Here is a 25304-nt window from a genome sequence, read left to right as displayed (position 1 = left end):
ACCGAGGAGACAACGCGTTGATGATAGCCCCACATGACCGGCAAGCCGCCATCTCATCAGAAACAGCCTCCGCTATCGGCGAGGAGGGCGAGAAAGAATCCCCTTCGCGGAACCGCACATTCACTCCGCTCTTCAGCCTGCTTCCGCGTCTTCGCCGACATAGGTCGCTCTCGGTTTGCGCTCTTCTGGCGCTCACATCGGCAGCGCTCATCTCGCTCGCCCTACCGATGGCTGTGCGGCGCATGGTCGATCACGGCTTCAACCAGGCGGACGGAGCCTTCATCAATCGCTATTTTCTCATGCTGATCGCTCTCGCCGTCGCGCTGGCGATAGCAAGTGCGGCGCGCTATTACTTCGTCACGACATTAGGAGAGCGGCTGGTCACCGATCTTCGCCTCGAGGTCTTCCACCATATCATCCGGCTTCCGGCGGCATTCTTCGACCGAAACCGCTCGGGCGAAATTGCGTCGCGCCTCGTAGCGGATGCGACCCAGATCAAGTCCGCCATCAGTCTCACGGCATCGGTGGCTTTGAGAAATTCAATCCTCTGCCTCGGCGCCCTGGCCATGATGTTCGTGACCAGTGCCGGCCTATCGGCCATCGCTCTCGGGGCCATTCCCCTGGTGGTGGCCCCTCTGGTCCTGTTCGGTCGCTCGGTGCGAAAGAAGTCCCGCATAGCACAGGATGCACTTGCCGAGGCTTCGGCCTATGCGAGCGAGATCATCGCGGCAAGCCGCACCGTGCAGGCCTTCAACGGCGAAGATGCTGCAGGGCAGAGATATGGGCGCGATGTCGAACTTTCCTTCGACCGGACAGTCGCGGCCTCCCGGGCAAGAGCCCTGCTGACTGCCATTGCCATCACGCTGGTCTTCGTCAGCGTCGTCGGCGTGCTGTGGCTGGGCGCCCATAAGGTGCTGGCGGGAACGCTCTCGGCTGGCAGCCTGAGCCAATTTCTCATCTACGCGGTGATCGCAGCCGGTTCTCTCGGCTCACTGTCGGAAGTCTGGGGGGAACTTTCGCAGACAGCCGGCGCCGCCGGACGGCTGTTCGAACTTCTGAACGAACAGACCGACGAGCGCGAACCGCAAGCCTGCATGTCGCTCCCCACCCCCATCCAGGGAGGCATGGAACTGCATGACGTGCGCTTTTCCTATCCGGGCGCACCGGAAAAGGAGGTTCTGAACGGCCTTTCCTTTCGCGTTTCGCCAGGCGAAACCGTCGCCCTGGTCGGCCCTTCCGGATCCGGAAAGAGCACCGTTTTCTCCCTGCTCCTCGGCTTCTACAAAAACCAGACGGGCAGCATTTCCATCGATGGCAGGGAACTCGGCCTGATCCCGCCGCAGACCCTGCGCAAGGAAATCGCCATTGTTCCGCAGGAGGTGACGATGTTTGCGGCCTCCGTTTACGACAACATCGCCTTCGGAAGGCCGGATGCACTGCGCGAAGACGTGATCGCCGCGTCGATCAAGGCACAGGCGCACGGTTTCGTCGCGAAGCTGCCGAACGGCTACGACTCGGTTCTCGGCGAGCGTGGGCTGACGCTGTCTGGCGGACAGAGACAGAGGCTGGCCATCGCACGGGCCATGCTCAAGAACGCTCCGATCCTGCTCCTGGATGAAGCCACCGCATCGCTCGACGCCGAAAACGAGGCGCTCGTCCAGCGCGGCCTGGAGGAATTGATGGAGGCGCGGACCACGATCGTGATCGCGCACAGGCTCGCCACCGTGCTCAAAGCGGACAGGATTCTGGTGATGAACAAAGGCAGGATCGTGGAGGAGGGGACTCACGCCTCGCTCTTGCGCCAGGGCGGCCTTTACACGCGCCTGGCGGAGCTGCAGTTCAAGATTCCGGCCGGTCTCGAACCGGAACAGGACGCAGCGTGATGATATCATCCGGCGTCCGCGCAGCGGCACTTTGATCTTCCGGCGCTATTCTTCCAGGAGGAGAGCCGTCGCGAGATAACCCATGCCGATTGTGCTCGCAAAGAGGTAGATGAACAGGCCCTGAGCGAGATAATTCTGAGGCGCGCCCGCCGCAGCAAAACCGTTTTGCCAGATGAAGAACCCCACGGCGCATCCGATTGCAAAGCCCGTGGCCAATCGAGTGAGCATGAACCTGATCATGCCGGGCATGGCGCTTACCTCTGACATAACCGCAATAAACGTCCGGGGTGCCCGGAATGTTCCGCCCCGGAAATGATCTCTGTCAACGACCGCCAGGCGCGGCGGTGCAAGAAGCGGAAGAAACCGGAGATCGTAACAGTGCATCTTCTGCCTTTCGCAGCGGGCGTTTTCACGCTTCTCATCCTGCCCGGACCGACCAACGCCATATTGGCGATGGCATCTCAGGGCCTGACTTTCGGACGCGCCATCGTGCTGCTCGCCACCGTCCTGTCCGCCTATCTTGCGATCGTCCTTCCGGCGTCCGGTCTGGCCGGCTCTTTTCTCCGCGACCACCCTCTGGTTTCGCAAGGCGTCAAACTTGTCTCGGCGATCTGGGTTTTGTACCTGGCGCTGCGGCTCTGGGGCATCGGATCGAGTCCCGTCGAGGCCGTGCGCGTGCGGCAGCTGGCCGTGACGACGCTGTTAAATCCCAAAGCGCTGATCATCGGATTGACGATGATGCCTGCAGCGCGAGAGGTGCCTGTGACGGCCTCCATCGCCATTCTCGCATCCGTGGTCCTAGCGGTGTCCTCGATCTGGCTGTCGATCGGCAGGCTCATCCTCGGACGTGAAAAACGGATACCGTCATTTGCCCGGCGGTGCGGATCCGCAACCCTCGTGGCATTCTCCGCCGTGCTGACGCTCAGCGCCCTTGGCGGATGAACCTCCGGCTACGCGCTGCGCGCGGCCTAGCGAACACCTACACAAGCCGTCGTGCGGCTGGAAAAGACTGTTGTTCCATAATGCGTCTTACGCCACATTTTACTGTAGCCGCAAAGTTAAAGTGTCCTGTTTCTGCAAAGTTAGAATGTCACTCTCTTCCCGTTTTTGATGACGGTGGAGATTGCGGATGGGATTGATAGCGATGAGCGAGCGCGATCTGCAGCGGATCGAGATTTTGTCGAAGGTGGTCGACGGCCGCATGACGTTGGTGTCGGCGGCACATGTGCTTGATCTGAGCGAGCGCCAGGTGCGTCGGCTGCTGGATCGGATCCGCACTGACGGCGCGGCATCGATAAGGCACAAGGCGATCGGTCGGCCATCGAACAACCGGATCAGCGACGGCGTTCGCGATTATGCGATGACGTTGGTTGGCGAACGCTATGCGGATTTCGGTCCGACGCTGGCGGCCGAGAAGCTGGCCGAACGCGATGGATTGCGTGTGTCGCGCGAGACGTTGCGCAGCTGGATGGTGGAGGCTGGCCTGTGGCTATCTGCCAAGCAGCGGCGGACGTTTCATCAGCCGCGGCTGCGGCGCGAGGCCTATGGCGAGCTGGTGCAGATCGACGGGTCGGAACACCGCTGGTTCGAGGATCGCGGGCCGCCGTGCTCGCTGCTGGTGTTTGTCGACGATGCGACTGGCAGATTGATGCAGTTGCGGTTTGTGCGCTCGGAAAGCGCCTTCAGCTATTTCGAGGCACTGGCGCTATACCTCAGGCGTCACGGCGCGCCTGTGGCCTTCTACTCCGACAAGCATTCGGTATTCCGGGTGGCGAAGAAGGACGCCAAGGGTGGCCAGGGGATGACCCAGTTCGGGCGGGCGCTTTGCGAGCTAAACATCGAGATTCTTTGCGCAAATTCGAGCCAGGCCAAAGGTCGCGTCGAGCGCATGAACCGGACGCTGCAGGATCGGCTGGTCAAGGAATTACGGCTGGCGGGGATCTGCGACATGGAGACTGGCAATGCGTTTTTGCCTGGCTTCATGGAGCACTACAATGCGCGGTTTGCGATCATCCCTGCCCGGTCCGAGGATTTGCACCGGCCGCTGAATCTGGCCCCGGGTCGGTTAACTGAGATCCTTTGCAAGCGCGAGCAGCGTTACGTCGGGGCGCAGTTGACGTTTTCGTTTGAACGCAAGCGGATCATGCTGGAGGAGACCGAGGTGACGCGCGGTCTGGTGGGCCGCTATGTCGAGACCTATGCCTATGCTGACGGCCGCCTGGATGTGCGCTGGAAGGGACATTCCCTGCCCTACACGGTGTTCGACAAGGACCAGCGGGTGACGCATGCGGCAATTACCGAGAACAAGCGGCTCGGTGATGTTCTGGCCTATATCAAGGAGCGTCAGGACCAGCAGGAAAAGCCGGTCGTGAAGAGCAACAGCGACAAAAATGGCTATAAGCCGAGAGGTCGCAAGCCCGGAAGGCGCACGGACTACATGAATGATCCGGCGGTGATTGCGCGGCGAGAGAAAGCGCTGTTGAGGCAGCAGGCTGCCGAGTGAACCGTCGATCGGATAGTCTCAAAGCTAAAGCCGAAGGGGTGTCTCACCCGCCCCGATCTGCTCTTGCAACCGGTATCAGCCGCTCAGATCGGGGCTGATCGGTGTGCCGCGTAGCAACCTCGCGGACATTTCTACTTTGCACAACGGCGGACATTCCAACTTCCCCGCCACATTTACAATTCGAGATTGAATAGCTAGCTATCGGTACATTCTGTCCTGGCATTCAGAATGGTCGAGGCAATATCGGCAAAACCAAGCCCTGCAGGCTGGGAGGAAATCCACCTCGGCACATGCTGCAAATACGGAAGAACAGGAAGGATATTTCCCACGCCGAAAGAATTTCGGATGAAACCGAACATTGGCGCATCGTTTCGAGAATCGCCGACGAACGCCGTGACGGAGGGCAATTCAGCGGGGTCGACCTCGAACATGCCGGTCAGGAGGCGTTCGCTCATGGCGCGTTTGTCATAAACGCCTATCCAGGTGTTGATGTGGATGGAGCTGATGGCGACGGTGCCGCCCATTGCCCTGATATCGGATGCCAGATCTTCGACGTCCCGGGTATTATGACCCTGAATGTCGATTGCCACGTCAGCCAGGCGGAACACCTGGTCGTGAGCGATCTTGAAGGTGCCGCCTTTTTCCGAGATCAGCTTTTCGATGGCACCAAGATGCTGGCGTTGACGCTCGCCCTGCAGTGCGCCGTTCTCCCAGTATTCGAAAACAACCTCACCGTTGCGGCGCATAACGGCATAAGCGCCGCTTTCGCCGATGACCGCGGCAACCGGCCAGGCACGGACGATGTGTTCGCACCAGCCGGCAGAACCACCCGTGACCGGCACGACGGCGATGCCGGCCCGGCTGAGCTCCCAAAGGGCCTCATAGGTAGACGGCAGAAGCTTGCCTTCCGTCGTCAGCGTATCGTCGATATCGGTGAAGAGATAACGCACGTGCCGCAGTTCCTGCGCAGAGGGTGCCAGATCTACGAACGTCACGTCATGTCCTCGCAGGTGACCACCTCCATGCTGCTCTCGGCCAGCACAGAAGCGACCGACGGATCACGCGGCAGCCGGTCCGTGTAAAAGCGGGTGATTTTATTGAAAGGCGCTACGCGCACCGCCGCGTGGCGGGTCCATTTGCTGACGTCTGCGGCCAAGAGACGTGTTTGCGAATTCTCCAGAAGCGCATTGGTGATCTGCGCCTCGCTATAGCTGAAGTCCATCAGGCCGTTCACCGGGCTCAGGGCACCGGCACCGACGACTGCATAGGTCGCATAGAATTTTTCCACGAACTTGATCACATCGCTACCCACCACGTCGCGGTCGTCATGGCGCAGCAGACCGCCGGTGAGATGGACCTCGACACTCGGCGATTCGCAAAGAGTGAGAGCGACATGGATATTATTGGTGATAACGGTCAGCCCCTGGTGATCGCGCAACGCCTCTGCCACGAATTGAACCGTACTGCCGATCCCCAGGAATACCGTCGCATCCGGCCCTATGTCGGCGGCGACCCGCTTTGCGATCAGCCGCTTGGCCCGACGGTTCAGTTGGGCACGGGCGTTCAGCGAAATATTGCTGCCTTCGACGGGCACATCGACACCGCCGTGAAAGCGGCGGGCGTGCCCGAGATCACACAGGGCATTGATATCACGGCGAATCGTCTGGGTCGTCAGATCGTACCGGCGCGCCAGATCATCGATATACTGGACGCCCTCGGTTTCGATCAGCGCAAGTATTTCGCGTTGTCGGCTCGATATGACCCGCTGCCCCATCGCTATTTCCTATGAGAGATAGACACTCGGGTCGTCTGTTATCACACCGGTCAAGCCGACAGGCCAAAAAGATGCGAGCAGCGTCGGGTCGTTGCAGGTCCATGCCCGCACCTTGATCCCCTGGTGCGCCGCCTCCTCAAGGAAACCGATGCTGAGAGACTTGTAACCAAGATGGACCGTTCCCGCGGGAATTGATTTAAGAACATCGCTCCAGTCATCCGGCAGTTGACTCCACAACATGGCAAGCTCGTAATCCGGATCGATTTCGTGCATGCGCCTGAGCGCCGCCGCGTCGAAGCTCGATATCATGATCTTGGTCTGCGGCGCGCGCGCCCTCAGATGTTCGTCAACGGTCTTCACCAACTGGTCGAGAGATTTGTGATGCGAATGCTGCTTGATCTCGACATTGGCGTTCAATCCCAGCTCACCCAATGCGGACAGGACCTCGGCAAGAGTCGGCAAGGGTTCCCCCTTGAAGCGGGGATCGAACCACGCGCCGGCGTCGATCTTCTGCAGGTCGGTTACGGTGAGATCGCTGAGCCTGCCGGTCGACGAGGAGCAACGGTCGACGGATACGTCGTGGATGACGACTGCGGTCCCATCGCCAAGGAGCGCGACGTCCAGTTCGACCCATTGGGCGCCCTGGTCGGCAGCCGCCCGAAACGCGGCGATCGTGTTTTCGGGCGCGACAGCGGATGCGCCTCGATGTGCTTGAACCTCACTGCGGCCGGGTCCGGATCGCGGCTCTGACTGTGGCATGTCTTTCTCTTTCCTCACTTTTCGACGCTGCAGATGTCGGACAGCTCTATCCGGCCGTTTCAGTCCGTGCGTCGTCCAGTCTTGCTGTTGAAGGGATGCATCTGATCAATCCGCGCGAAGATCTCGATCGTGGCAGTCTCGGCGAAATCCGGCCGGCCCTGAACCGTCAGGACGACCGTCTGCTGGCCCTCCCCCAGTCTGACATGCAGGTGGCTTTCGCCGCCGATCGGCTCGAGCAATTCGACGATAGCGTTCAGATGAACGGAAGGCTCGGCGGGCTTTGTTATGAGAAGAGCATCCGGCCTGAGACCGACAATGTCCGTCCCGTCAGGCAAGGCCAGGACGTTCCTGGCATCGGCAGCAGCCAGAACCTCGATCGGCACGAGGTTCATCGGGGGAGAGCCGATGAAGCCGGCAACGAACAAACTTGCCGGGCGGTCGTAGACTTCGACCGGCGTTCCCACTTGTTCGACCAGTCCGCCATTCATGACGACGAGCCTGTCGGCAAGCGTCATCGCTTCGAGCTGGTCATGGGTGACGTAGATGCTGGTGGTCTTCAGCCGGCGTTGCAGCCGGCGTATTTCCACCCGCATCTGCACGCGCAGCTTGGCATCGAGATTGGACAGGGGCTCGTCGAAAAGAAACGCCGCCGGTTCGCGCACGATGGCCCGTCCCATCGCGACGCGCTGGCGCTGTCCTCCCGACAATTCACGCGGCTTGCGCGCCAGCATTGGCCCGATTTCGAGGATGTCGGCCGCTTCTTTGACGCGGCGATCGATTTCCGCTCGCGCCGTACCCCGATTCTTCAATCCATATTCAAGGTTTCCGCGCACCGTCATATGCGGATAAAGCGCATAATTCTGGAAGACCATGGCGATATCGCGTTCGGCCGGCTCCGCCTTGTTGACGTTGCGGCCACCAATCTCGACCCGGCCGTCGGTGATCGACTCCAATCCGGCGATCATGCGCAGCAAGGTTGACTTGCCGCAACCGGAAGGGCCGACGAGCACAATGAATTCGCCGTCTTCGACAGCCAGGTTGATGCCTTTGACAGCAGGAACCGAACCATAGTTTTTCTTGACGTCGACAATATTGATCGGTGCCATTTCATTTCTCCGTTTCGACCAGGCCTTTGACGAAAAGGCGTTGCATGGCGACGATGACAAGGACGGGCGGCAAGGCGGCAAGGATGACCGCTGCCATGACGAGATTCCAGCGCGGCTCGGCATCCGCGACCGCGGCCATGCGCTGGATACCCATGACGACAGTGTAGAGGCTCTGGTCGGTTGTGACGATGAGCGGCCACAGGTACTGATTCCAGCCGAGCACGAACAGGATGATGAACAAGGCTGCGATATTGGTCACCGACAACGGCAGCAGGATATCGCGGAAGAATTTCATCGGCCCCGCCCCGTCGACGCGCGCAGCCTCCATCAGCTCGTCGGGCACGGTGAGGAAAAACTGTCGAAACAGGAAGGTGGCCGTCGCCGATGCGATCAGCGGAATGATGAGCCCGCCATAATTGTTCAGCATTCCGAGGTCTGCGACCACCTTGTAGGTCGGCACGATGCGCACCTCGACCGGCAGCATCAGGGTGATGAAGATCATCCAGAAGGCGAGCGTGCGAAAGGGAAATCGGAAATAGACGATGGCGAAGGCAGAAACGATGGAAATGGCAATCTTTCCAACCGCAACACCAACGGCCATGATCAATGAATTGATGAGCATCGGCCCGATCGGCGGCGCGCCGGAACTCGTCATCCCCGATGATAGCATGGTCGAATAATTCTCGAGGATGTGCGGTCCCGGCACCAGCGGCACGACACCGGACAGAAAGTCGTTGGGGCCATGGCTCGAGGCGATAAAGGCGATATAGACCGGGAAGATCACGATCGTGACGCCGAGGATAAGGACGATGTGAGCCAGGAAATTCAGGAAAGGACGATTTTCGACCACCTTTGACGCTCCTCAATATTGCACGCGGCGTTCGATGAAGCGGAACTGGATCGCGGTCAGGGCAACAACGATGATCATGAGTATGACCGACTGCGCCGCCGAGGAGCCCAGGTTGAGGCCGATGAAACCGTCGAAATAAACCTTGTAGACGAGGATTTCCGTGGCGCGCGCCGGTCCGCCTTGCGTCGTCGCATGAACGATGCCGAAAGTATCGAACATGGCGTAAACGATGTTGATGACGACCAGATAGAAGGTTGTCGGCGAGATCAACGGGAAGACGATCGTCCAGAAGCGCTTCACCGGCCCGGCGCCATCGATGGCGCCGGCTTCCTGGAGCGAGCGCGGCACGGATTGCAGCGCGGCCAGGAAAAACAGAAAGTTATAGGAAATTTGTTTCCAGGTGGCGGCGATCACGATCAGGACCATCGCATTATCCGGGTTGATCAGATGGTTCCAGCTGATCCCCATGCTGCGAAGCATATAGGCAACGATGCCGATCGAGGGATTGAACATGAACCACCAGAGTATGCCGGCGATCGCAGGCGCGACGGCGTAAGGCCAGATCAGCAAGGTCGAATAGATGCGGGACGTCCGCAGCACACGCATGGCCGCGGCGGCCAGAGTGAGTGCAATCGTCGTCGACAAGATCGTCACCGAGACGGCGAAGACCAGCGTGTGACCAAAGGCGTCCATATAGAGCGGGTCGGCAAACAGCCGGCGATAATTCTGAAACCAGACGAAGTTCGTTTTGAAACCGAACGCATCCTGGCGAAGGAACGATTGCCAGAAGGCGGTTGCGGCCGGCCAAAGAAAGAAGACGATGGTTATCAGAAGCTGGGGAGCAATAAGCAGATACGGCAAGACCCTATTGGGAAAGACGGTTCGTTTCGTTTGCATGGGCCCTCACAGAATGATGGAGAGGCAGGGCCGGCCAGGCGGGCCCTGCCCCGAGCCCTTAGTTGGCGGATTCGAAATCGCGAAGCTGTTCGTTGCCGCGCGCGACAACGGAATCGAGTGCTTCCTTTGCGGTCTTCTTGCCGCCGAGCAATGCCGCAAATTCGTCATCGATGATGCCGCGGACCTGAACGTAATTGCCGAAGCGGATGCCCTTGGAATTTTCGGTCGGCGTCACCCGCGTCAGCTGCTTGATGCCGACATCTGCACCGGGGTTCTTTTCGTAATATCCCTGCTCCTGGCTCAGCTTGTAGGCAGCCTCGGTGATCGGCAGATACCCCGAGAACTGATGCCAGTCGGCCTGAACTTCCGGCTTCTGCAGATAGGTATAGAATTTTGCCACACCCTTATATTCTTCTTCCGGGCGCCCCTTCAGCGTCCAGAGTGTGGCGCCGCCGATGATCGAGTTGAGAGGCTGCTTGATGACGTCGTCATAGTAGGGAAGCGGCGCAAAACCGACCTTGAAGGCTTTGGCATTGTTGATGACGCCCGCCCGGCCGGCGGACGAGTTCATGTACATCGCGCATTCCTGCGAATAGAACATCGGAGGCGCGTTGTCACCGCCGACCGGCCCGCCGAATTTGAAGAGCCCTTCGTCCTGCCACTTCTTCAGGTTCCCCCAATGGCGGATGGTCAGATCGTTGTTGAAGGTGAATTCCGCATCCAGGCCGCCGAAACCGTTGGCCTTGGTGGAATAGGGTTTGTCGTGCAGGGCGTTGAGATTTTCCGTCTGAATCCAGGAGATCCAGGCGCTGGTGAAGCCGCATTTGGCGGCGCCGGACTTGATGATCGTGCGCGAGACGGCCTCCACATCGGCCCATGTCTTCGGCGGCGTCTCAGGATCGAGCCCGGCTTTCTTGAAGACATCCTTATTGTAATACATGATCGGAGTCGACGAATTGAAGGGCAGCGACAACACGTTGCCGCTGGTGTCGGAGTAGTAGCCGACCACCGGCGCAATGAACTTGTTCTGGTCCCAGGGCTCGCCTTGGTCCTTCATCAACTGATACACCGGATAGACCGCGCCCTGCGCTGCCATCATTGTGCCGGTGCCGACTTCATAGACCTGCACGATGGCCGGCTGTTGGTTGGCGCGGAACGCAGCGATGGCGCCCGTCAGCGTCTCGTCGTAGGTGCCCTTGTAAACCGGCACGATTTCATAGTCGGACTGAGACGCGTTGAAGCCCTTGGCAATTTGCTCCAGCTTCGCGCCGTTCTCCCCACCCATCGCGTGCCACCACTGGATCTTCGTGGCGGCCATCGCCGGAACTGATAAGGACAGGCTGGTCAATCCTGCGGACAGGAAAAAAGCGATCTTGTTCATAATCTCTCCGCCTTCTCTCGGTCCGCAGCCTCCCGCTCCAGACGCGCGGATGGTAGCAGCCGAGTTTCACATTGCAACAACGGAATGTTCAAATGAACATTTGAAGCGCTCGCAAACCGAAAGCCGCACGGGCCTCTTGCTCCCAAGCGTGATTGGCTCGCATGGATTTCGCCATCAGCCGCTCGGATGCTCGATACAGTGTTCAAATGAACGTCTTGTGTCAGTTGGCGCCGAAATATATTTTTGGCGCGGACGCAGATTTTGCCGCGCACCGTTCCATCCTCGGCGTGAAGCTCAGCGAAAGAAGGGCGCGCACGGCTGCGCGGGCGCGCAAGCTGATCGATATCCGCGAGCGGCGTTTCATCGACCTGTTTTCGCACGACGAAATGGAATGCTGATGCTTGTTTCTTCCAAATGAACTAAACTCGTGCGCTAGCTTTCTCTAGCTGACATTCGTCGGATCATCATCATGAATATCAGGCAGATGACCGAGATCGCCGAGCAGTGGCTAACGACATTCATTCTGAACGAATGGACGTTCTTTCAGCTTGCGATCATCGTGGCGGGCTTGGGTTTTGCCTCCTTACTTGCGTCACGCACAGAGCCTGCGATGGAGGCAAAGGCGCGCCTGATCAAGGGTAATCCAGACCTTCTTCGGGTCATCATTGCTCCTATGCGCCGGATGATGTGGCTTTTCCTTGTCGGTTGGTTGTGGCTCGCCAACGTCGTGCTGAGCAAGAGCGCATGGCCTTCACAACGCTGGCTTGTGTCCACGGCTCTGACGCTGGCAGCGGCATGGTTCCTCATCTCCGTCCTGACCAAAATCATCCGCAACCCAACGCTGTCACGCGCCGTTGCGATCGGCAGCTGGAGCTACATCGCTCTTTATGCGGTCGGCCTTGACGGCCCGGTTCTATCTGCTCTTGACGGGCTCGCGATTAATTTAGGTGCGGTGAGACTCTCGCTTCTCCTTGTGCTCAAAGCCTTCGTGCTGGCGATCGCCTTGATCTGGTTGGCCGTCCTCATCGGCAACATGCTTTCCCACTGGGTTCAGCGCTCGGCCGACTTGTCGCCTTCCATCAAGGTGTTGATCAGCAAATGCATCAAGATCAGCCTGATCATAATCGCTGGAGCCATCGCTTTGTCGGCGACCGGGGTCGACCTGACGGCGCTGACCATTTTCTCCGGCGCAGTCGGCGTCGGAATAGGCTTCGGCCTTCAAAAAGTGGTATCGAACTTCATATCCGGCATAATCATCTTGATCGACAAGTCGATCAAGCCGGGTGACACGATCACACTTGGCGACACGTTCGGGTCGATCCGTGACCTGCGCTCGCGGTTTGTTTCCGTCATCACTCGCGATGGCAAGGAGTATCTCATTCCAAATGAGGACTTCATATCGCAGCAGGTCGTCAACTGGTCGTTTTCCAGTGATTATGTACGAATCGACGTTGACTTCGGAACGTCCTATAACAGCGATCCGCATCAAGTCGTTAAGATCGCCATTGCGACAGCGTCGACGGTGCCCCGGGTCGCAAACCAATATAAGCCACCCGTCTGCTGGCTGACTGCCTTTGGCGCTTCGTCCCTCGACTTTCGGCTTCGCTTCTGGATCTCGGATCCAGCGAACGGGCTGACAAATGTTCGTGGGCAAGTCCTGATGGCGCTGTGGGACGCCTTCAAGAAAGCTGGCGTCTCTATTCCGTTTCCGCATCATGAAATCATCATGAAAAGCCCTATAGAGATCAAACAACCGGAGTGATTTCGGCCGGGATTGACCCTTGCAAGCACTTCAGACGGCTTCGACACGAGCCTTGCGCCACGCTTCAAACCGCTCGAGCGTCTCTTTATTAGGGGGATAGACGCCGAGTGTCGATTTACCGGATTCGATCTCCAGCTTGAGGAACTCTTCCTGCTCCTCCATCGCGACGGCCTCATCGGCGATTTCGCTGACATATTCGCGAGGAATGATGATGACGGCTTCGCTGTCTCCGAACACGATGTCGTCCGGGTAGACCGCAACGCCGCCGCAGGCAATCGGCTGGTTCATATCCGATGCGTGATGGGCAACCAGATTGGCGGGCGCTGCCGGCCCGAGGCAATAGGTGGGAAGCCCGAGCTGGGCGATATCGGCAGTGTCGCGAACGCCTCCATCGAGCACGAGACCGGCGCAGCCGCGATAGATAAGGCGACGAGCCAGTACCGCGCCAATGCCGGCGATCTCGGCCATCGAACGGCAGTCGAACACGAGTACGTGGCCCTCCGGTATCGTGTCGATCGCCTTGCGCTGCTGGTTGGACGGATCGGAACTGTAGGTCGAACCGTCGATATCCTCGCGGGCCGGAATATAACGGACGGTGACGGCCGGACCGATCATCGGTTTTTCGGCCGCCGCGAGCGGCCGCACGCCACGAACAGCGGTGTTCCTAAGCCCCCGCTTCAGCAGCAAACTGCTGAGACTCGCCGAATTCGTCTGCAAAAGTTTGGCATAAACCGATGGGTCCAAAGCGGTCATAAGATCCCTCCCCTTGTCGGCGACAAGATCTACCATATCAAAGTAATTGTTCAATAGTGAATTTAGAGTTTCTTATTTGGACAACGGATGGAGCCCATTGATGGTTTTCGTCAGCGTCGCAGCCGCCTCCAAGACCTCGCGCCGGATCGACCGAGCCCGATCCGGTGTTGCCTCTCCAATGAACGGCACGCTGACGGTGGCGATCAGACGACTTTGATCATCGAATACCGGCGCGGCGAAGGCGCGCAAGCCGAGGTTGGATTCCTGATTGTCTTCAGCATAGCCGTTGCGGCGAATTTCCACCAGCGCCTCTTTCAGCGCCTCCGGATCGGTGATCGTATAGGGCGTCTTGGCCTCCAGCCCGCCGGCGCAGTAGGCTTCGGTTTCACTATAGTCCGAATAGGCCAGAGCAAGCTTGCCTGCGGCTCCGACGTGCTTGCGCGAACGCCCGCCGACCTTGATAAACAAAGCATAATCGCCGGGACTCGAAGCGGCAAATATCGTCATCATCTCACGTCCCTCGGGCACGGCCAGCTTAAAGGATTCCATTACCCGCTCCGCCGCCGCCGCCAGGATTGGCCTTGCCGCCTCAATCAGCGTCACCCGATCGGCGCCGGGCGATATCCGCCGGGCAAGCTCGACGAATTTCGGCCCGAGTTCGTAGGAGGCTCCGCCATTGACCCGCGCGACCAGGCCATGCGCGGTCAGCGAATTCAAAATGCGATAGACCGTCGAGCGAGGCACGCGCAGCTGATCGACCAATGCCCCAAGGGAAATTCCCGTTTTCGCATCGGCCACCGCCTCAAGCAGATGCGCCGTCTTTTCCACCACTGGAGAACCATGCTTCGGTTCATTCATGAATTTCGAATTCCATTAGAGAATTAATCTGCTTGACTTCTCTCAGGGCGGCAACCATGTTGTCCCTCGCAAGTGTCGTATTTGACACTACGCGCTTGCGGGAGGAAGTAAAGCCATCAGAGCGCCGAAGGGATCCGCGCAGCCGAAGGGGCTGCCACAAAACGGATGTAGGCGCGCGCGGCTGGAACGGGAGGAGGCTTTCATGACGATCAGGAATATGCACGCGTTACGCATCGGGCTTGCGATCTCCTTGGCGGCGGGTGTCGCAATGCCGGCCTACGCCGCCGAGGACAAGCTGACGGTTGTGGTGACGGACGAGCCGAAGTCGCTGGATCCCTGCGACACCGATCTTTCGGGAAATTCCCGCATCCTGCACAACAATATCACCGAAGCACTGGTCAACCTCAGCCCGGCAGACGGATCGGTCGTTCCAAGCCTTGCCACCAGCTGGCGACAGGTCGACGACCTGACCTGGGAGTTCAAGCTGCGCGAGGGGGTGACGTTCCATGACGGCAAGCTGTTCGATTCCAACGCAGTCGTCGCCGCTGTCAAGCGTGCTCAAGACCCGGCACTGGCCTGTGAAGTCGGACTGGCCACTTTGAAGGGCGTCAAGCTCAATGCGGTGGTCGTCGACCCGACGACCGTCCTCATCAAAACCGACGTCGTCGAGCCGATCCTGCCGAACAAGATGTCTGCCGTCGACATCGGTTCGCCGGCGACCCCGAATGACGGCAAGACGCGCAGCCCGGCTGGAACCGGGCCTTACAAGCTGGGAGCATGGACAGCAGGCCAGTCGGTGACGCTGGCGGCCTATGACGGATATTGGGGCGATAAGCCGGCAATCAAGAATGCGACGATCATCTGGCGTGCCGAATCCGCCGTTCGTGCGGCAATGGTGGAGACCGGCGAGGCGCAGATCGCTTACGAAATCGCGCCGCAGGATGGCACGAGTAAACAGGATCAGGCCTTTCCGAACGCTGAAACGTCGCTGCTGAGGATCGATGCCCAGGTGCCGCCGCTCGACGACAAACGCGTGCGTGAAGCGCTCAATCTCGCGATCGACCGGGACGGCCTCGTCGGAACCATTTTCCATGAGGAAGCCCAGAAGGCAATGCAGGTCGTGCCGCCTTCGGTGTTCGGCTTCAATCCCGACATTCCCGTCTGGACCTATGATCCGGAAAAGGCGAAGTCGCTGCTTGCTGCGGCCAAGGCCGATGGCGTGCCGGTCGACAAGGAGATCGTCATCTACGGTCGCATCGGCATATATCCCAACTCGTCGGAAAGCCTGGAGGCCATTCAGGCGATGCTGGCGGAGGCTGGTTTCAACGCGCGGCTTGAAATGCTCGAGACCAGCCCATGGCTGAAACGGCTTCTGAAGCCGTGGGACAAGGAACGCCAGGCGTCCATCCTGCAGACGCAAATCGACAATGCCGAGGGGGATGCGGTGTTCACCCTGCCCAACCGCTTCACCACCGACGGCAATCAGTCGACAATCGCAGACGCCAAGCTCGACAAGCTGATTGCCGATGGGTCGAAGGCAACCGGCGACGAGCGCAAGAAGCTGTTCCAGGAGGCGTTCCGATACATCGCCGTCGATGCGGTCAATATCGCGCCGCTCTTCCATATGGTCTCGATCGCCCGCGTCGCAAAGGACGTGAACTACACCCCCGATGTGCAGGCCGGCAACGAGATCAAGCTGAAATCGATCAGCTATCGCTGACCGAGCCTAACGTCTGTCGCCTGAGGAGAGCGGATGTCGCTGACCTATTTCCTGAGACGTGCAGCCTTCGCGGCGCTCGCGCTTGCTGCCCTGATGACGTCGGCTTTCTTCCTCGTGCGGCTGACGGGTGATCCCGTCAATCTCTATCTGCCCGTCGACGCCTCGGCTGCGGCGCGCGAAGCCATGCGCGTCCGCCTTGGGCTCGATCGTTCCCTTCTCGCCCAGTTCTTCGATTGGGCCTGGGATATGCTCAGCCTCGATTTCGGCATGTCTCTCTGGCACCATCGCCCCGCGATGGACGTCGTGCTGGAAGCGCTGCCGAACACCTTGGCGCTCGGCGCCATTGCCTTGGCGCTCGCCTTCGCCACCGCGATCGTCGTCGGCTCGATTGCGGCGGTCAATGCCGGTGGCTGGGTCGACCGGGGCATCAATCTCCTGTCGCAGGCGGCCGCCAGCGTACCCGATTTCTGGCTCGGCCTGATGGGTGTCCTTCTGTTTGCGGTCACGTTCCGAATTCTGCCGACCTCAGGCTTTGGTGGTCCCGTCTACTGGGTATTGCCGGTCGCCTGCCTGTTTGCCCGACCTTTCGGAACTCTGGTGCAGATCATCCGTGGCTCGATGATCGAAGCTCTGAACGCGACATTCGTCCGCACGGCCCGCGCCAAGGGTGCCCGCGGCGGACGCGTCACCTTCGTGCATGCGCTGCGCAACGCTCTCCTTCCGGCAGTCACGGTGACGGGCGATCTCGCCGCCCAGTTCGCCGGCGGCGGCGGCGTCGTCGAAGTGGTTTTCGGCTTTCCAGGCATCGGCAAACTGCTGATCGACGGCATCCTGAAACGCGACTTCGCCATCGTTCAGGCATCGATCTTTGCCGTCGCCGTCGTCATCTTCTTCATCAATATCCTGGTCGACATGCTCTACGCCTCGATCGATCCGCGGGTGAGGGTCGAATGACCGACACATCCGCTGAGCTCCTCCCCGCCCGCGCGCGCCGCGACCGGCGCATCCTCTGGCTCATGCGGGCGCTGTCGGGTGACCCGATGGCGGTCGCGGCCACCGTCTGGCTGCTGATCGTCGTCCTTGCCATTGCCGCTGACAGCCTTTCCCTCCTCGGCGAACATCGCATCTCGCTCAAGGCGCGCAACCTGCCACCCTTCGGCTTCGGGCAACCCTGGACCTTGTGGCTGGGCGCCGATGCGCTCGGACGCCCGCTCCTCGTCCGTCTGATCGAGGCGGCATCGACGACGATCGGCATCGCTCTCGTCACGGTATTGACGAGCCTCGCCGGCGGGACGCTGCTCGGCGTGATCGCCGGCTATTTCGGCGGCTTCGTCGGCAGCCTTATCATGCGGATCTGCGACATTATCCTCGGCTTCCCGACGCTGCTGGTGGCCTTGTTCGGCCTCTATCTATTCGGCCCGAGCGTCAGCAACCTCGTCATCGTACTCGCCGTGACCCGCATGCCGGCCTATATCCGCGTCGCACGAGCCGAAACGCTGGAGGTCCGCGAGAGGCTCTTCGTCGATGCGGCGCGCGTCTTCGGCGGCGGGCCTGTCTGGATCCTGCGCACGCACATTCTCCCGAGCGTCGCGCCGACAATGCTGACGCTCGCCTCCGTCAATCTCGCCATGGTGATGCTGTTCGAATCCGGGCTCAGCTATCTCGGGCTCGGCATCCAGCCGCCTTCGGTCAGCTGGGGGCTGATGGTCGCACAGGGCCAGGGCTACCTGTCGTCTGCCTGGTGGCTCAGCTTCTTTCCCGGCCTTGCCGTCATGTTCACCACCATGTCCTTCAACCTACTCGCCAACTGGTTCCGGATCGTCAATGACCCGTCGCAGCACTGGCGGCTTGTAAGCCGGAGGCGCTGATGGCCCTTCTCGACGTCAAAGACCTTCAGGTCAGCTTCGACACGGCTGCCGGCCGCATCCTCGCCCTCAACGGCGTTTCCTTCTCGCTCGAGCGCGGCGAGGTCCTGGCGCTTCTGGGAGAAAGCGGCTCTGGAAAGTCGGTGACCGCCTCGGCCATCATGGACCTCGTTCCCAACCCGCCCGGCGCGATCGACCGCGGATCGATCCGCTTCGAGGGAACCGAGTTGCTGCAACTTCCGCGCAACGAACGGCGTGATCTCTGCGGCGACCGGATCGCTCTGATCTTCCAGGACGCGCTGGCCTCGCTCAACCCGGTCTATCCCGTCGGCTGGCAGATCGCCGAGATGTTCCGCATCCATGGGCGCAAGCCGGAAGGGGGTGTCGAAAATGCGGTGATCGACCTGCTGACGGCGATCGGCATTCCCGACCCCGAACGGCGCGCCAGGCAATATCCGCACGAATTTTCCGGCGGCATGCGCCAGCGCATCATGATCGCGATGGCGGTGGCGCTCGAACCGGACATCATCATCGCCGACGAGCCGACGACGGCGCTCGACGTGACGATCCAGGCACAGGTGGTCGATCTGCTCCGCACCATCCGCGAACGCAGCAATGCCGGCATGATCTTCATCACCCACGATCTTGGCGTGGTGGCCGAGCTCGCAGACCGTGTCGCGGTCATGTATGCCGGCCGCATTGTCGAAACCGCGAGCGTCTTCGAACTCTTCGACGATGCCCGGCATCCTTACAGCGTCGGACTGCTTGCCTCGCAGCCGCGCATCGACACCGACGAGGACGAACTGGTCCCGATCCCCGGCTCTGCCCCCAATCCTGTCGCCCTGCCGTCCGGCTGTGCGTTCCGAACGCGCTGTCCGCGCGCCGCGGCTGTCTGCGCCGAGCTCGCGCCTCACCTTGAAACCGTGGGTCCAGGCCGCCAGGCCGCCTGCCACTTCCCGGTACTGCCAGCATGACCGAACCTCTTCTCAAAGTGCAAAACCTCTCCCGGCACTTCGGCAGTGGCGCAACAGCAGTTCGCGCCGTCGACGACGTCAGCTTCGAGATCGCCAGGGGCGAAACGGTCGGCCTCGTCGGCGAAAGCGGATGCGGCAAGACTTCGCTGGTGCGTACGCTCCTGAAGCTCGGGCCGGCAACGAGCGGCAGCGTCCGGCTCGACGGCGTCGAGATCACTGAGGCAGGCGGCCGCCAATTGCATGATCTGCGCCGAAAGATGCAGGTCGTCTTCCAGGACCCCTACCAGTCGCTCAATCCGCGCCTGCGGGTCGACCGACTGATCGCCGAACCCTGGGCGCTGCATCCCGGTGTGCTGCCGAAGTCCCGGTGGCGGGAGGAGACGATCAGGCTGCTCGAATCTGTCGGATTGCGCGCCGAACATGCGGAACGCTATCCATCGGAATTTTCAGGCGGCCAACGTCAGCGGCTCGGCATTGCGCGCGCTCTGACGCTTGATCCGACACTCCTCGTCTGCGACGAGCCGGTCTCGGCCCTCGATGTGTCGGTCCAGGCGCAGGTCGTCAACCTGCTCGCCAGGCTGAGGCGCGAGCGCAATCTGGCGATGCTCTTCGTCGCCCATGATCTGGCCGTCGTGCGGCATGTCTCGGACCGGGTGATGGTCATGTATCTCGGCAAGATCATTGAAACAGGACCGAAACACTCGATCTTCAGCGCGCCGGCCCATCCCTACACCCAAGCCCTGATGTCGGCCGTGCCGACACCGGATCCGCGGCTTCGCGGACACCGCAGGCGCATCGTCCTGAAAGGCGACCTGCCAAGCCCGGTCGATCCGCCGAGCGGATGCCGTTTTCGAACACGCTGCTGGAAGGCGACATCGATCTGCGCCGAACAGGAACCGGCCTTGAAGAACAGGACGGCAGCTGCCGGACTGCTGACCGCCTGCCACCACGCCGATCCGAATCTTTCCACGGCCGCCGCCTGAGCCTTGTCGGAGCGGCGAATACCTCGCCCCCTGCTATCCGAGGAGACGCGGTTCCTCCTGCGGTCGGTCGGCCTTCTCCGTCACGCTGGTTTTCCGTGCACACAGGTATTCGCCAACACGTTCGCGGCCCATAGGTTTGGCGAACAAATAACCCTGCAGCGTGTTGCAGCCCATTTCCAGCAAACACATCGCCTGCCGATGGCTCTCTACGCCTTCCGCCGTGACTTTCATATCAAGCTTCCGCGCCAGATTGAGCACTAGTTCAACAATTGCGAGGCTCGATTCATCCACGAGCATCGTGTCGATAAAGCTCTTGTCGATCTTGATGATATCGACCGGCAGACTTCGCAGATGCGTCAGCGATGCATAGCCTGTCCCGAAGTCATCGAGCGCCACTGTCAGGCCTTTTTTGCGCAAACGTTGCAGGGTTGTCGCAACGGTATCTTCCAGGCCCTGCAGGAAGACCGTTTCCGTCACCTCCAGCACAAGCTTGTCCAGCGGAATGCCTCTGGACGCAAAGGCGGCAACGATCCGGGTTTCCAAGTCGCCCCTCATGAAATCGGAGGCGCTTATATTGAGACCTACCCGCCCGAATTCCAGCCCTCGGTCGATCCAGCTTCGAATGTCGACCGCGACCTGTTCAAGCATGCGGGTCGTAATGTGGTGGGTAACGCTTGGATCTGTGAACGCCTCGTGAAATTGCGCCGCCGACACGATTGAACCATCCGGACGCTGCATTCGCACAAGCGCTTCAAACGCCCAGACCTGACCGTCGGCACTACCAACGATCGGCTGATAGTGGGGCACCATCCGATGTTCGGTAAGAGCCGCTTCCACCTCCCGGACGATCTGAATGCGTCGCGCGATCCTCGAACGCAGGCTCGGCTCGTAGTGTACATAGCTGCCGCGCCGCGTTTCTTTGGCATGATAGAGGGCGAAATCCGCGTTTTGGGAAAGCGTTGCGGCATCCATCATGCCCTCCGAAATTGCCCCACCCACAGTTATCGTCGGATTTATCGTCGATCCCGCAACCTGCAGCGGGCGACCGATATATTCGATCAGGTGGCGCGCGAGCGAACCCATGCGGCGTACACTCGCGGGCGCGTCCAGGACAACGGAGAACTCATCGCCGCCAAGGCGAAAGACCTTTCCTCGCTTTCCCAAACGTTCATCCAGACGTGAGGCCACGCCTTTCAGCAGCAGGTCACCTGTCGCATGGCCAAGGATATCGTTCACTTGCTTCAGGCGGTCGACGTCGATCAGCAGCAAGCCGATGGAAGGAGCGTCGGCCGCTGTGAGCCGCTCCATATGAGCATTGTAGGCTGCCCGGTTGGCAAGTCCGGTCAGAGAATCGACATTAGCCGCCTGAAGCAGACGTTGCTCGTAGCGCACTTTTTCGGAAACATCCTGAACGATGCCGAACAAACGACTGGGCTCGCCGTTCAAGCGTTCGATATCGCTGACCACGCGAATCCAGCGTTCCTCGCCTTCCGGCGTTACGATGCGATATTCCCTGTCGATTCCGGCCCCGGAGCCATTGAGGACATCGCCAATCCTGCGCCTGACGCTTTCACGCTCTTCGGGAGCATAGCAGCCGATCACCTCCTCCGAGGTCATGCGTTTGCCGACCGGCAATCCGACGGTGCGGTAAATCTGGTCCGACCAGATGATCGTGCCGGTGCTGAGATCCATCTCGAAGCCGCCGACCTTGGCAGAGCGTTCAGTCTGCTCGAAGCGAGCCTGCTTCAGTTCCAATTCGCGTTGCTGCTCTCTCAAGAGGCTTTGCTGACGATGTTCCCGGATCAGGCCGACGACCACGCGTGCCAAACTGCGAAGCTGTTCGATATCCCGATCGCCGAAGCGGCGGTTCTTCGTGTCGAGGACGCAAAAGCTGCCGTAGCAGGTCTCCCCTTCCGAAAGCGGCACTCCCGCATAGAACCGGACCGAACGCTCTCTAACGAAGGTGTTTCCGGAAAAGCGAGAATCCTTGTCGGCGTTTTCGACGACGAGCGGTGACTTCGTTTGTACGATATGGCTGCAGAAGGAATGCTCGCGAGGCGTCTCTTTCAAAAAGAGACCGTGCTCGGCCTTGAACCACTGCCGATCCCCGTCGACGAACGAAACCAACGCCATCGGCATGTCGAACACACTGCAAGCCAGCCGCACGATAGCATCGAACTCTTCCGTCGGCGGCGTATCGAGAATGCTGGCCTGGTGGAGGAGATTCAATCTCTCATCTTCTGAAAGTGACATGCGACCTTGGGCTCCTCGCAGCGCTTGATGACGCGGAGTGAAACCCTTCATGGGTCGTAGAAGCGGAAGAACTAGCCGCTGACGCTCTATAGAATTGCATAATCTGGTTGCCAAATATTGAAGCTGTTGACATATAGTTTGGTCGTAAGGCGTCCTGCCGAACGAGATATTCTCGTCTGGCGATAAGATCCTGAAGTATCTGATTGGCCGTCAGCGACCTTCAAGAAACATAGGCCACGCGGCTCGCATCCGTGCAATGCGCTTAGCCAACCTCGCCTTACGAGCGCATAAGACGGCTTGAACATGAGCCTTTGATGCCTCCGTCTTTTTCTTTGTAATTTCCGACATACATTAAATACTATGTACGTTCCGCCGATTGGCACGCGGGGATTGAGGTGTTGGCGATGGCAACCGCCAATCTTCACTTTGTTGTTTTTGCTGCTTTCAGCTTGGGGCTTCGGCATACCGTCGGCGTCTGACCGCGCGTCTGTCGTCCTCAAGGTGAATGGCGCCATTGGGCCTGCTATAGCTGACTACGTGGTACGAGGCATTCAGCGTGCTGGCGAACGTGAAGCGGTCTTGATCGTCCTGCAAATGGATACACCAGGCGGTCTTGACACCTCCATGCGGGAAATCATCCGCGCGATCCTTGCCTCGCCGGTGCCTGTCGCGAGTTTCGTCGCGCCAAGCGGGGCACGGGCTGCCAGCGCCGGCACCTATATTCTCTACGCAAGCCACATTGCGGTAATGGCCCCTGGGACCAATTTGGGTGCAGCGACACCAATCGCGCTCAGCGTGAAGCCTTTCGGCGGTGATGAGGAACCCGAAAAGAAGCCGAGCGAACCTAGCGGCAAGCAACCGGAAGCTCCAGGCAATGCCCACGAAGCAAAAGCCGTTAACGACGCAGTCGCTTACATCCGTGGGCTTGCGGAATTGCGCAATCGCAACGCCGACTGGGCAGAGCGTGCTGTCCGCGAAGCTGCTAGCCTTTCATCCACAGCGGCAGTGCGCGAACATGCCATCGATTTCACGGCAGCTGATGTCAACGATCTCCTTGCAAAGGCGCAGGGCCGCATGGTGCGGGTCGGTCAAACGGAGGTCCGGCTCGATACCGCCGGTTTGGCCGTGCAGGAATTCGAGCCGGACTGGCGCACGCGCCTGCTTTCCGTCATTACCGATCCGAACATCGCAATCATCCTGATGATGGTTGGTATCTATGGCCTGATCTTCGAATTTCTCGCACCCGGGACAATGCTTCCTGGCACGATCGGCGGCATCTGCCTCCTCCTCGGTCTCTATGCCCTGGCATTGCTGCCGGTGAGTTTTGCCGGCCTTGGGCTTATTTTGCTCGGCGTAGGATTGACTGTGGCTGAGGCGCATTCGCCAAGTTTCGGCGCATTTGGCATTGGCGGCGGGGTAGCCGTGATCCTGGGAGCAACCATCTTGTTTGATACCGATATACCCGGCTTGGAGGTGTCGCGCCCCCTACTGGGCGCAATTGCAGTTGCGACTCTTGCCTTCAGCCTTGTCGTTGCTCGCCTGGCATTCACCTCGCGCTTTCGCGAGGTTGCCACCGGTGCAGAGGAGATGATTGGCATTTCCGGTAAAGTTGAGAGTTGGACGGGGCTCACGGGGTACGTCATCGCGCATGGCGAACGCTGGAAGGCCGTTTCCGCCGAACCCCTTGTCGCTGGTGACCCTGTCAGGGTGACCGGCCGCAACGGGCTGGCGCTCGAGGTCACCAGCCGTCCTAAGGACACCTAGCGGCACTCAAGAACGCAGGAGGAGAAGCCATGGATATGTTTGCAGATCTTGCCTTCTATTTGGTGGCCATTGTCATTGCGGTCGCCATCCTCGCATCCGCGGTTAAGATCCTGAGGGAATATGAACGCGGCGTCGTGTTCACACTTGGCCGCTTTACCGGAGTCAAGGGACCCGGCTTGATTCTGCTCATTCCCTATGTCCAGCAGATGATCCGGGTCGACTTGCGCACGCGCGTACTCGATGTCCCCAGCCAGGACGTCATCTCACATGACAATGTCTCGGTTCGTGTCAGCGCGGTGATCTACTTCAGGGTCATTGACCCCGAGAAATCGACAATACAGGTCGAGGATTTCATGATGGCAACAAGCCAGCTTGCTCAGACGACGTTGCGCTCCGTGCTCGGCAAGCACGACCTCGATGAAATGCTGGCAGAACGCGACAGGCTCAACTCCGATATTCAGGAAATCCTCGACGCTCAAACGGACGCTTGGGGAATTAAAGTAGCCACTGTCGAGATCAAACATGTCGATATCAACGAGTCGATGATACGCGCGATTGCCCGCCAAGCGGAAGCCGAACGCGAACGCCGCGCGAAGGTCATCAATGCCGAGGGCGAACAGCAAGCCGCAGCGAAGCTACTGGAAGCGGCGGAAATTCTGGCCAAACAGCCGGAGGCGATGCAACTTCGTTACTTGAGCACTTTGAACGTCATCGCCAGCGAGAAGACTTCGACGATTTTATTCCCCTTCCCGATGGAGTTGGGCAATCTAATGGCCATTAAGCCGAAGTGATCGAACGGCACTGGCGTTGATGATTGATCCAGCTCGATGTCAACCTCGGAGCAAAATGAGGTCACGCCCTAGAGAACTGGCGCAACGCCGCCTCGCCAATCGGAGATACTTCGAGGAAGCGCCTTTGCGGGAGCATGCCTACACACTGCGTATCGGAAGAACCCAGATGAGCTCACGAGCGGCGGACCTCGCAGCCGGCGAATCGGTCATAGAACATCCGGCCTCGCCATCTGATGAGCGGCAGGAACCACCACAGCAGCGCGAGTATGACGAGGAACACGCTTGCGGCGACGGAAATGGCTGTCGCCCCGGTGCCGTCGCGCGCAGCGTGGATCATTGCATCAAGGTCTGGCTTGGATGCTGTCACTGCAACGCTGGACTCGATCCCTACAAGAGCGATCACATACAACACAATCGTCTCTGCGGCA

24 protein-coding genes are annotated in these 25304 nt (G+C 59.8%); 12 read left to right on the top strand and 12 right to left on the bottom strand.

What is annotated here, in order from left to right:
- Positions 1–20 precede the first annotated feature (20 nt).
- The gene (locus tag AMK00_RS21755) at positions 21–1883 is read left to right on the top strand and encodes an ABC transporter transmembrane domain-containing protein (RefSeq protein ID WP_064811856.1); all 1863 of its coding nucleotides are present in this window, start codon (positions 21–23) and stop codon (positions 1881–1883) included.
- A gap of 45 nt (positions 1884–1928) precedes the next feature.
- Here AMK00_RS21755 and AMK00_RS21750 read toward each other — a convergent pair whose 3' ends face one another.
- A complete protein-coding gene (locus AMK00_RS21750) occupies positions 1929–2132 on the bottom strand; it encodes a hypothetical protein (protein ID WP_064807181.1) in 204 nt (67 codons plus the stop codon).
- A 129-nt stretch (positions 2133–2261) separates the two neighbouring features.
- On the opposite strand from AMK00_RS21750, the gene AMK00_RS21745 reads away from it, so the two are divergent.
- Together AMK00_RS21745 and AMK00_RS21740 are read left to right on the top strand one after the other, a co-directional pair.
- Positions 2262–2825, top strand: coding sequence for a hypothetical protein (locus AMK00_RS21745; protein ID WP_064811945.1), 564 nt, complete (start codon positions 2262–2264; stop codon positions 2823–2825).
- Positions 2826–3012: 187 nt separating this feature from the next.
- Positions 3013–4386, top strand: coding sequence for an ISNCY-like element ISRel26 family transposase (locus tag AMK00_RS21740; protein WP_064810414.1), 1374 nt, complete (start codon positions 3013–3015; stop codon positions 4384–4386).
- Between the two features lie 194 nt (positions 4387–4580).
- Here the strand turns inward: AMK00_RS21740 and AMK00_RS21735 are convergent, their stop codons facing one another.
- The 7 genes from AMK00_RS21735 to ugpB are packed head-to-tail and all read right to left on the bottom strand — an operon-like array spanning position 4581 to position 11153.
- A complete protein-coding gene (locus AMK00_RS21735) occupies positions 4581–5381 on the bottom strand; it encodes an HAD family hydrolase (RefSeq protein ID WP_064811855.1) in 801 nt (266 codons plus the stop codon).
- Entirely contained in the window at positions 5378–6160 is a 783-nt protein-coding gene (locus AMK00_RS21730) for a DeoR/GlpR family DNA-binding transcription regulator (protein WP_064811854.1), read from the bottom strand. Before AMK00_RS21730 ends, AMK00_RS21735 begins: the two co-directional genes overlap by 4 nt.
- Before the next feature lie 9 nt (positions 6161–6169).
- Positions 6170–6919, bottom strand: a complete 750-nt coding sequence (locus AMK00_RS21725; RefSeq protein WP_064811853.1) for a glycerophosphoryl diester phosphodiesterase — start codon at positions 6917–6919, stop codon at positions 6170–6172.
- 59 nt (positions 6920–6978) lie between these two features.
- Positions 6979–8025: a sn-glycerol-3-phosphate import ATP-binding protein UgpC gene (locus tag AMK00_RS21720; protein WP_064811852.1), complete on the bottom strand. Its 1047-nt coding sequence runs from the start codon at positions 8023–8025 to the stop codon at positions 6979–6981.
- Position 8026: 1 nt separating this feature from the next.
- Positions 8027–8875, bottom strand: a complete 849-nt coding sequence (gene ugpE, locus AMK00_RS21715; protein WP_064811851.1) for a sn-glycerol-3-phosphate ABC transporter permease UgpE — start codon at positions 8873–8875, stop codon at positions 8027–8029.
- A 12-nt stretch (positions 8876–8887) separates the two neighbouring features.
- On the bottom strand, positions 8888–9772 hold the full coding sequence (ugpA, locus tag AMK00_RS21710) for a sn-glycerol-3-phosphate ABC transporter permease UgpA (protein ID WP_064811850.1): 885 nt from the start codon (positions 9770–9772) through the stop codon (positions 8888–8890).
- A 58-nt stretch (positions 9773–9830) separates the two neighbouring features.
- The gene (gene ugpB / locus AMK00_RS21705) at positions 9831–11153 is read right to left on the bottom strand and encodes a sn-glycerol-3-phosphate ABC transporter substrate-binding protein UgpB (protein WP_064811849.1); all 1323 of its coding nucleotides are present in this window, start codon (positions 11151–11153) and stop codon (positions 9831–9833) included.
- A 161-nt stretch (positions 11154–11314) separates the two neighbouring features.
- Here ugpB and AMK00_RS32115 point away from each other — a divergent pair, with 161 nt between their 5' ends.
- Together AMK00_RS32115 and AMK00_RS21700 are read left to right on the top strand one after the other, a co-directional pair.
- Positions 11315–11551, top strand: a complete 237-nt coding sequence (locus AMK00_RS32115) for a hypothetical protein (protein ID WP_064939120.1) — start codon at positions 11315–11317, stop codon at positions 11549–11551.
- 71 nt (positions 11552–11622) lie between these two features.
- Positions 11623–12915 (top strand): mechanosensitive ion channel family protein, encoded by a 1293-nt coding sequence (locus AMK00_RS21700; protein ID WP_064806848.1) that lies wholly within the window; start codon positions 11623–11625, stop codon positions 12913–12915.
- A gap of 30 nt (positions 12916–12945) precedes the next feature.
- Here AMK00_RS21700 and AMK00_RS21695 read toward each other — a convergent pair whose 3' ends face one another.
- Both AMK00_RS21695 and AMK00_RS21690 read right to left on the bottom strand, forming a co-directional pair.
- On the bottom strand, positions 12946–13668 hold the full coding sequence (locus AMK00_RS21695; protein ID WP_064807177.1) for a hypothetical protein: 723 nt from the start codon (positions 13666–13668) through the stop codon (positions 12946–12948).
- A gap of 72 nt (positions 13669–13740) precedes the next feature.
- Positions 13741–14526, bottom strand: coding sequence for an IclR family transcriptional regulator (locus AMK00_RS21690; RefSeq protein ID WP_064806847.1), 786 nt, complete (start codon positions 14524–14526; stop codon positions 13741–13743).
- A 202-nt stretch (positions 14527–14728) separates the two neighbouring features.
- Between AMK00_RS21690 and AMK00_RS21685 the strand changes: the two genes are divergently transcribed.
- The 5 genes from AMK00_RS21685 to AMK00_RS21665 are packed head-to-tail and all read left to right on the top strand — an operon-like array spanning position 14729 to position 20068.
- A complete protein-coding gene (locus AMK00_RS21685; protein ID WP_064811848.1) occupies positions 14729–16246 on the top strand; it encodes an ABC transporter substrate-binding protein in 1518 nt (505 codons plus the stop codon).
- A gap of 33 nt (positions 16247–16279) precedes the next feature.
- Complete coding sequence (locus tag AMK00_RS21680; protein ID WP_064811847.1) at positions 16280–17200, top strand: ABC transporter permease; 921 nt, start codon at positions 16280–16282, stop codon at positions 17198–17200.
- On the top strand, positions 17197–18114 hold the full coding sequence (locus AMK00_RS21675) for an ABC transporter permease (protein ID WP_064806844.1): 918 nt from the start codon (positions 17197–17199) through the stop codon (positions 18112–18114). The genes AMK00_RS21680 and AMK00_RS21675 overlap by 4 nt, the downstream gene beginning before the upstream one ends.
- On the top strand, positions 18114–19085 hold the full coding sequence (locus AMK00_RS21670) for an ABC transporter ATP-binding protein (protein ID WP_064806842.1): 972 nt from the start codon (positions 18114–18116) through the stop codon (positions 19083–19085). The genes AMK00_RS21675 and AMK00_RS21670 overlap by 1 nt, the downstream gene beginning before the upstream one ends.
- On the top strand, positions 19082–20068 hold the full coding sequence (locus AMK00_RS21665; RefSeq protein ID WP_064806841.1) for an ABC transporter ATP-binding protein: 987 nt from the start codon (positions 19082–19084) through the stop codon (positions 20066–20068). The genes AMK00_RS21670 and AMK00_RS21665 overlap by 4 nt, the downstream gene beginning before the upstream one ends.
- A gap of 33 nt (positions 20069–20101) precedes the next feature.
- On the opposite strand, the gene AMK00_RS21660 is transcribed toward AMK00_RS21665, so the two are convergent.
- Positions 20102–22321 (bottom strand): EAL domain-containing protein, encoded by a 2220-nt coding sequence (locus tag AMK00_RS21660; protein WP_064806839.1) that lies wholly within the window; start codon positions 22319–22321, stop codon positions 20102–20104.
- A gap of 360 nt (positions 22322–22681) precedes the next feature.
- Here AMK00_RS21660 and AMK00_RS21655 point away from each other — a divergent pair, with 360 nt between their 5' ends.
- Positions 22682–24085, top strand: a complete 1404-nt coding sequence (locus AMK00_RS21655) for an NfeD family protein (RefSeq protein WP_064811846.1) — start codon at positions 22682–22684, stop codon at positions 24083–24085.
- 29 nt (positions 24086–24114) lie between these two features.
- Positions 24115–24876: a slipin family protein gene (locus tag AMK00_RS21650; protein WP_064811845.1), complete on the top strand. Its 762-nt coding sequence runs from the start codon at positions 24115–24117 to the stop codon at positions 24874–24876.
- A gap of 172 nt (positions 24877–25048) precedes the next feature.
- On the opposite strand, the gene AMK00_RS32110 is transcribed toward AMK00_RS21650, so the two are convergent.
- Complete coding sequence (locus AMK00_RS32110; protein WP_123876241.1) at positions 25049–25285, bottom strand: hypothetical protein; 237 nt, start codon at positions 25283–25285, stop codon at positions 25049–25051.
- Positions 25286–25304 lie beyond the last annotated feature (19 nt).

The organism is Rhizobium sp. N621, from assembly GCF_001664325.1.
Taxonomy (GTDB): Bacteria; Pseudomonadota; Alphaproteobacteria; order Rhizobiales; family Rhizobiaceae; genus Rhizobium; species Rhizobium esperanzae.
The sequence above is the reverse complement of the archived record's forward strand: the minus strand, read 5'-3'. Positions and strand labels throughout refer to the sequence as shown.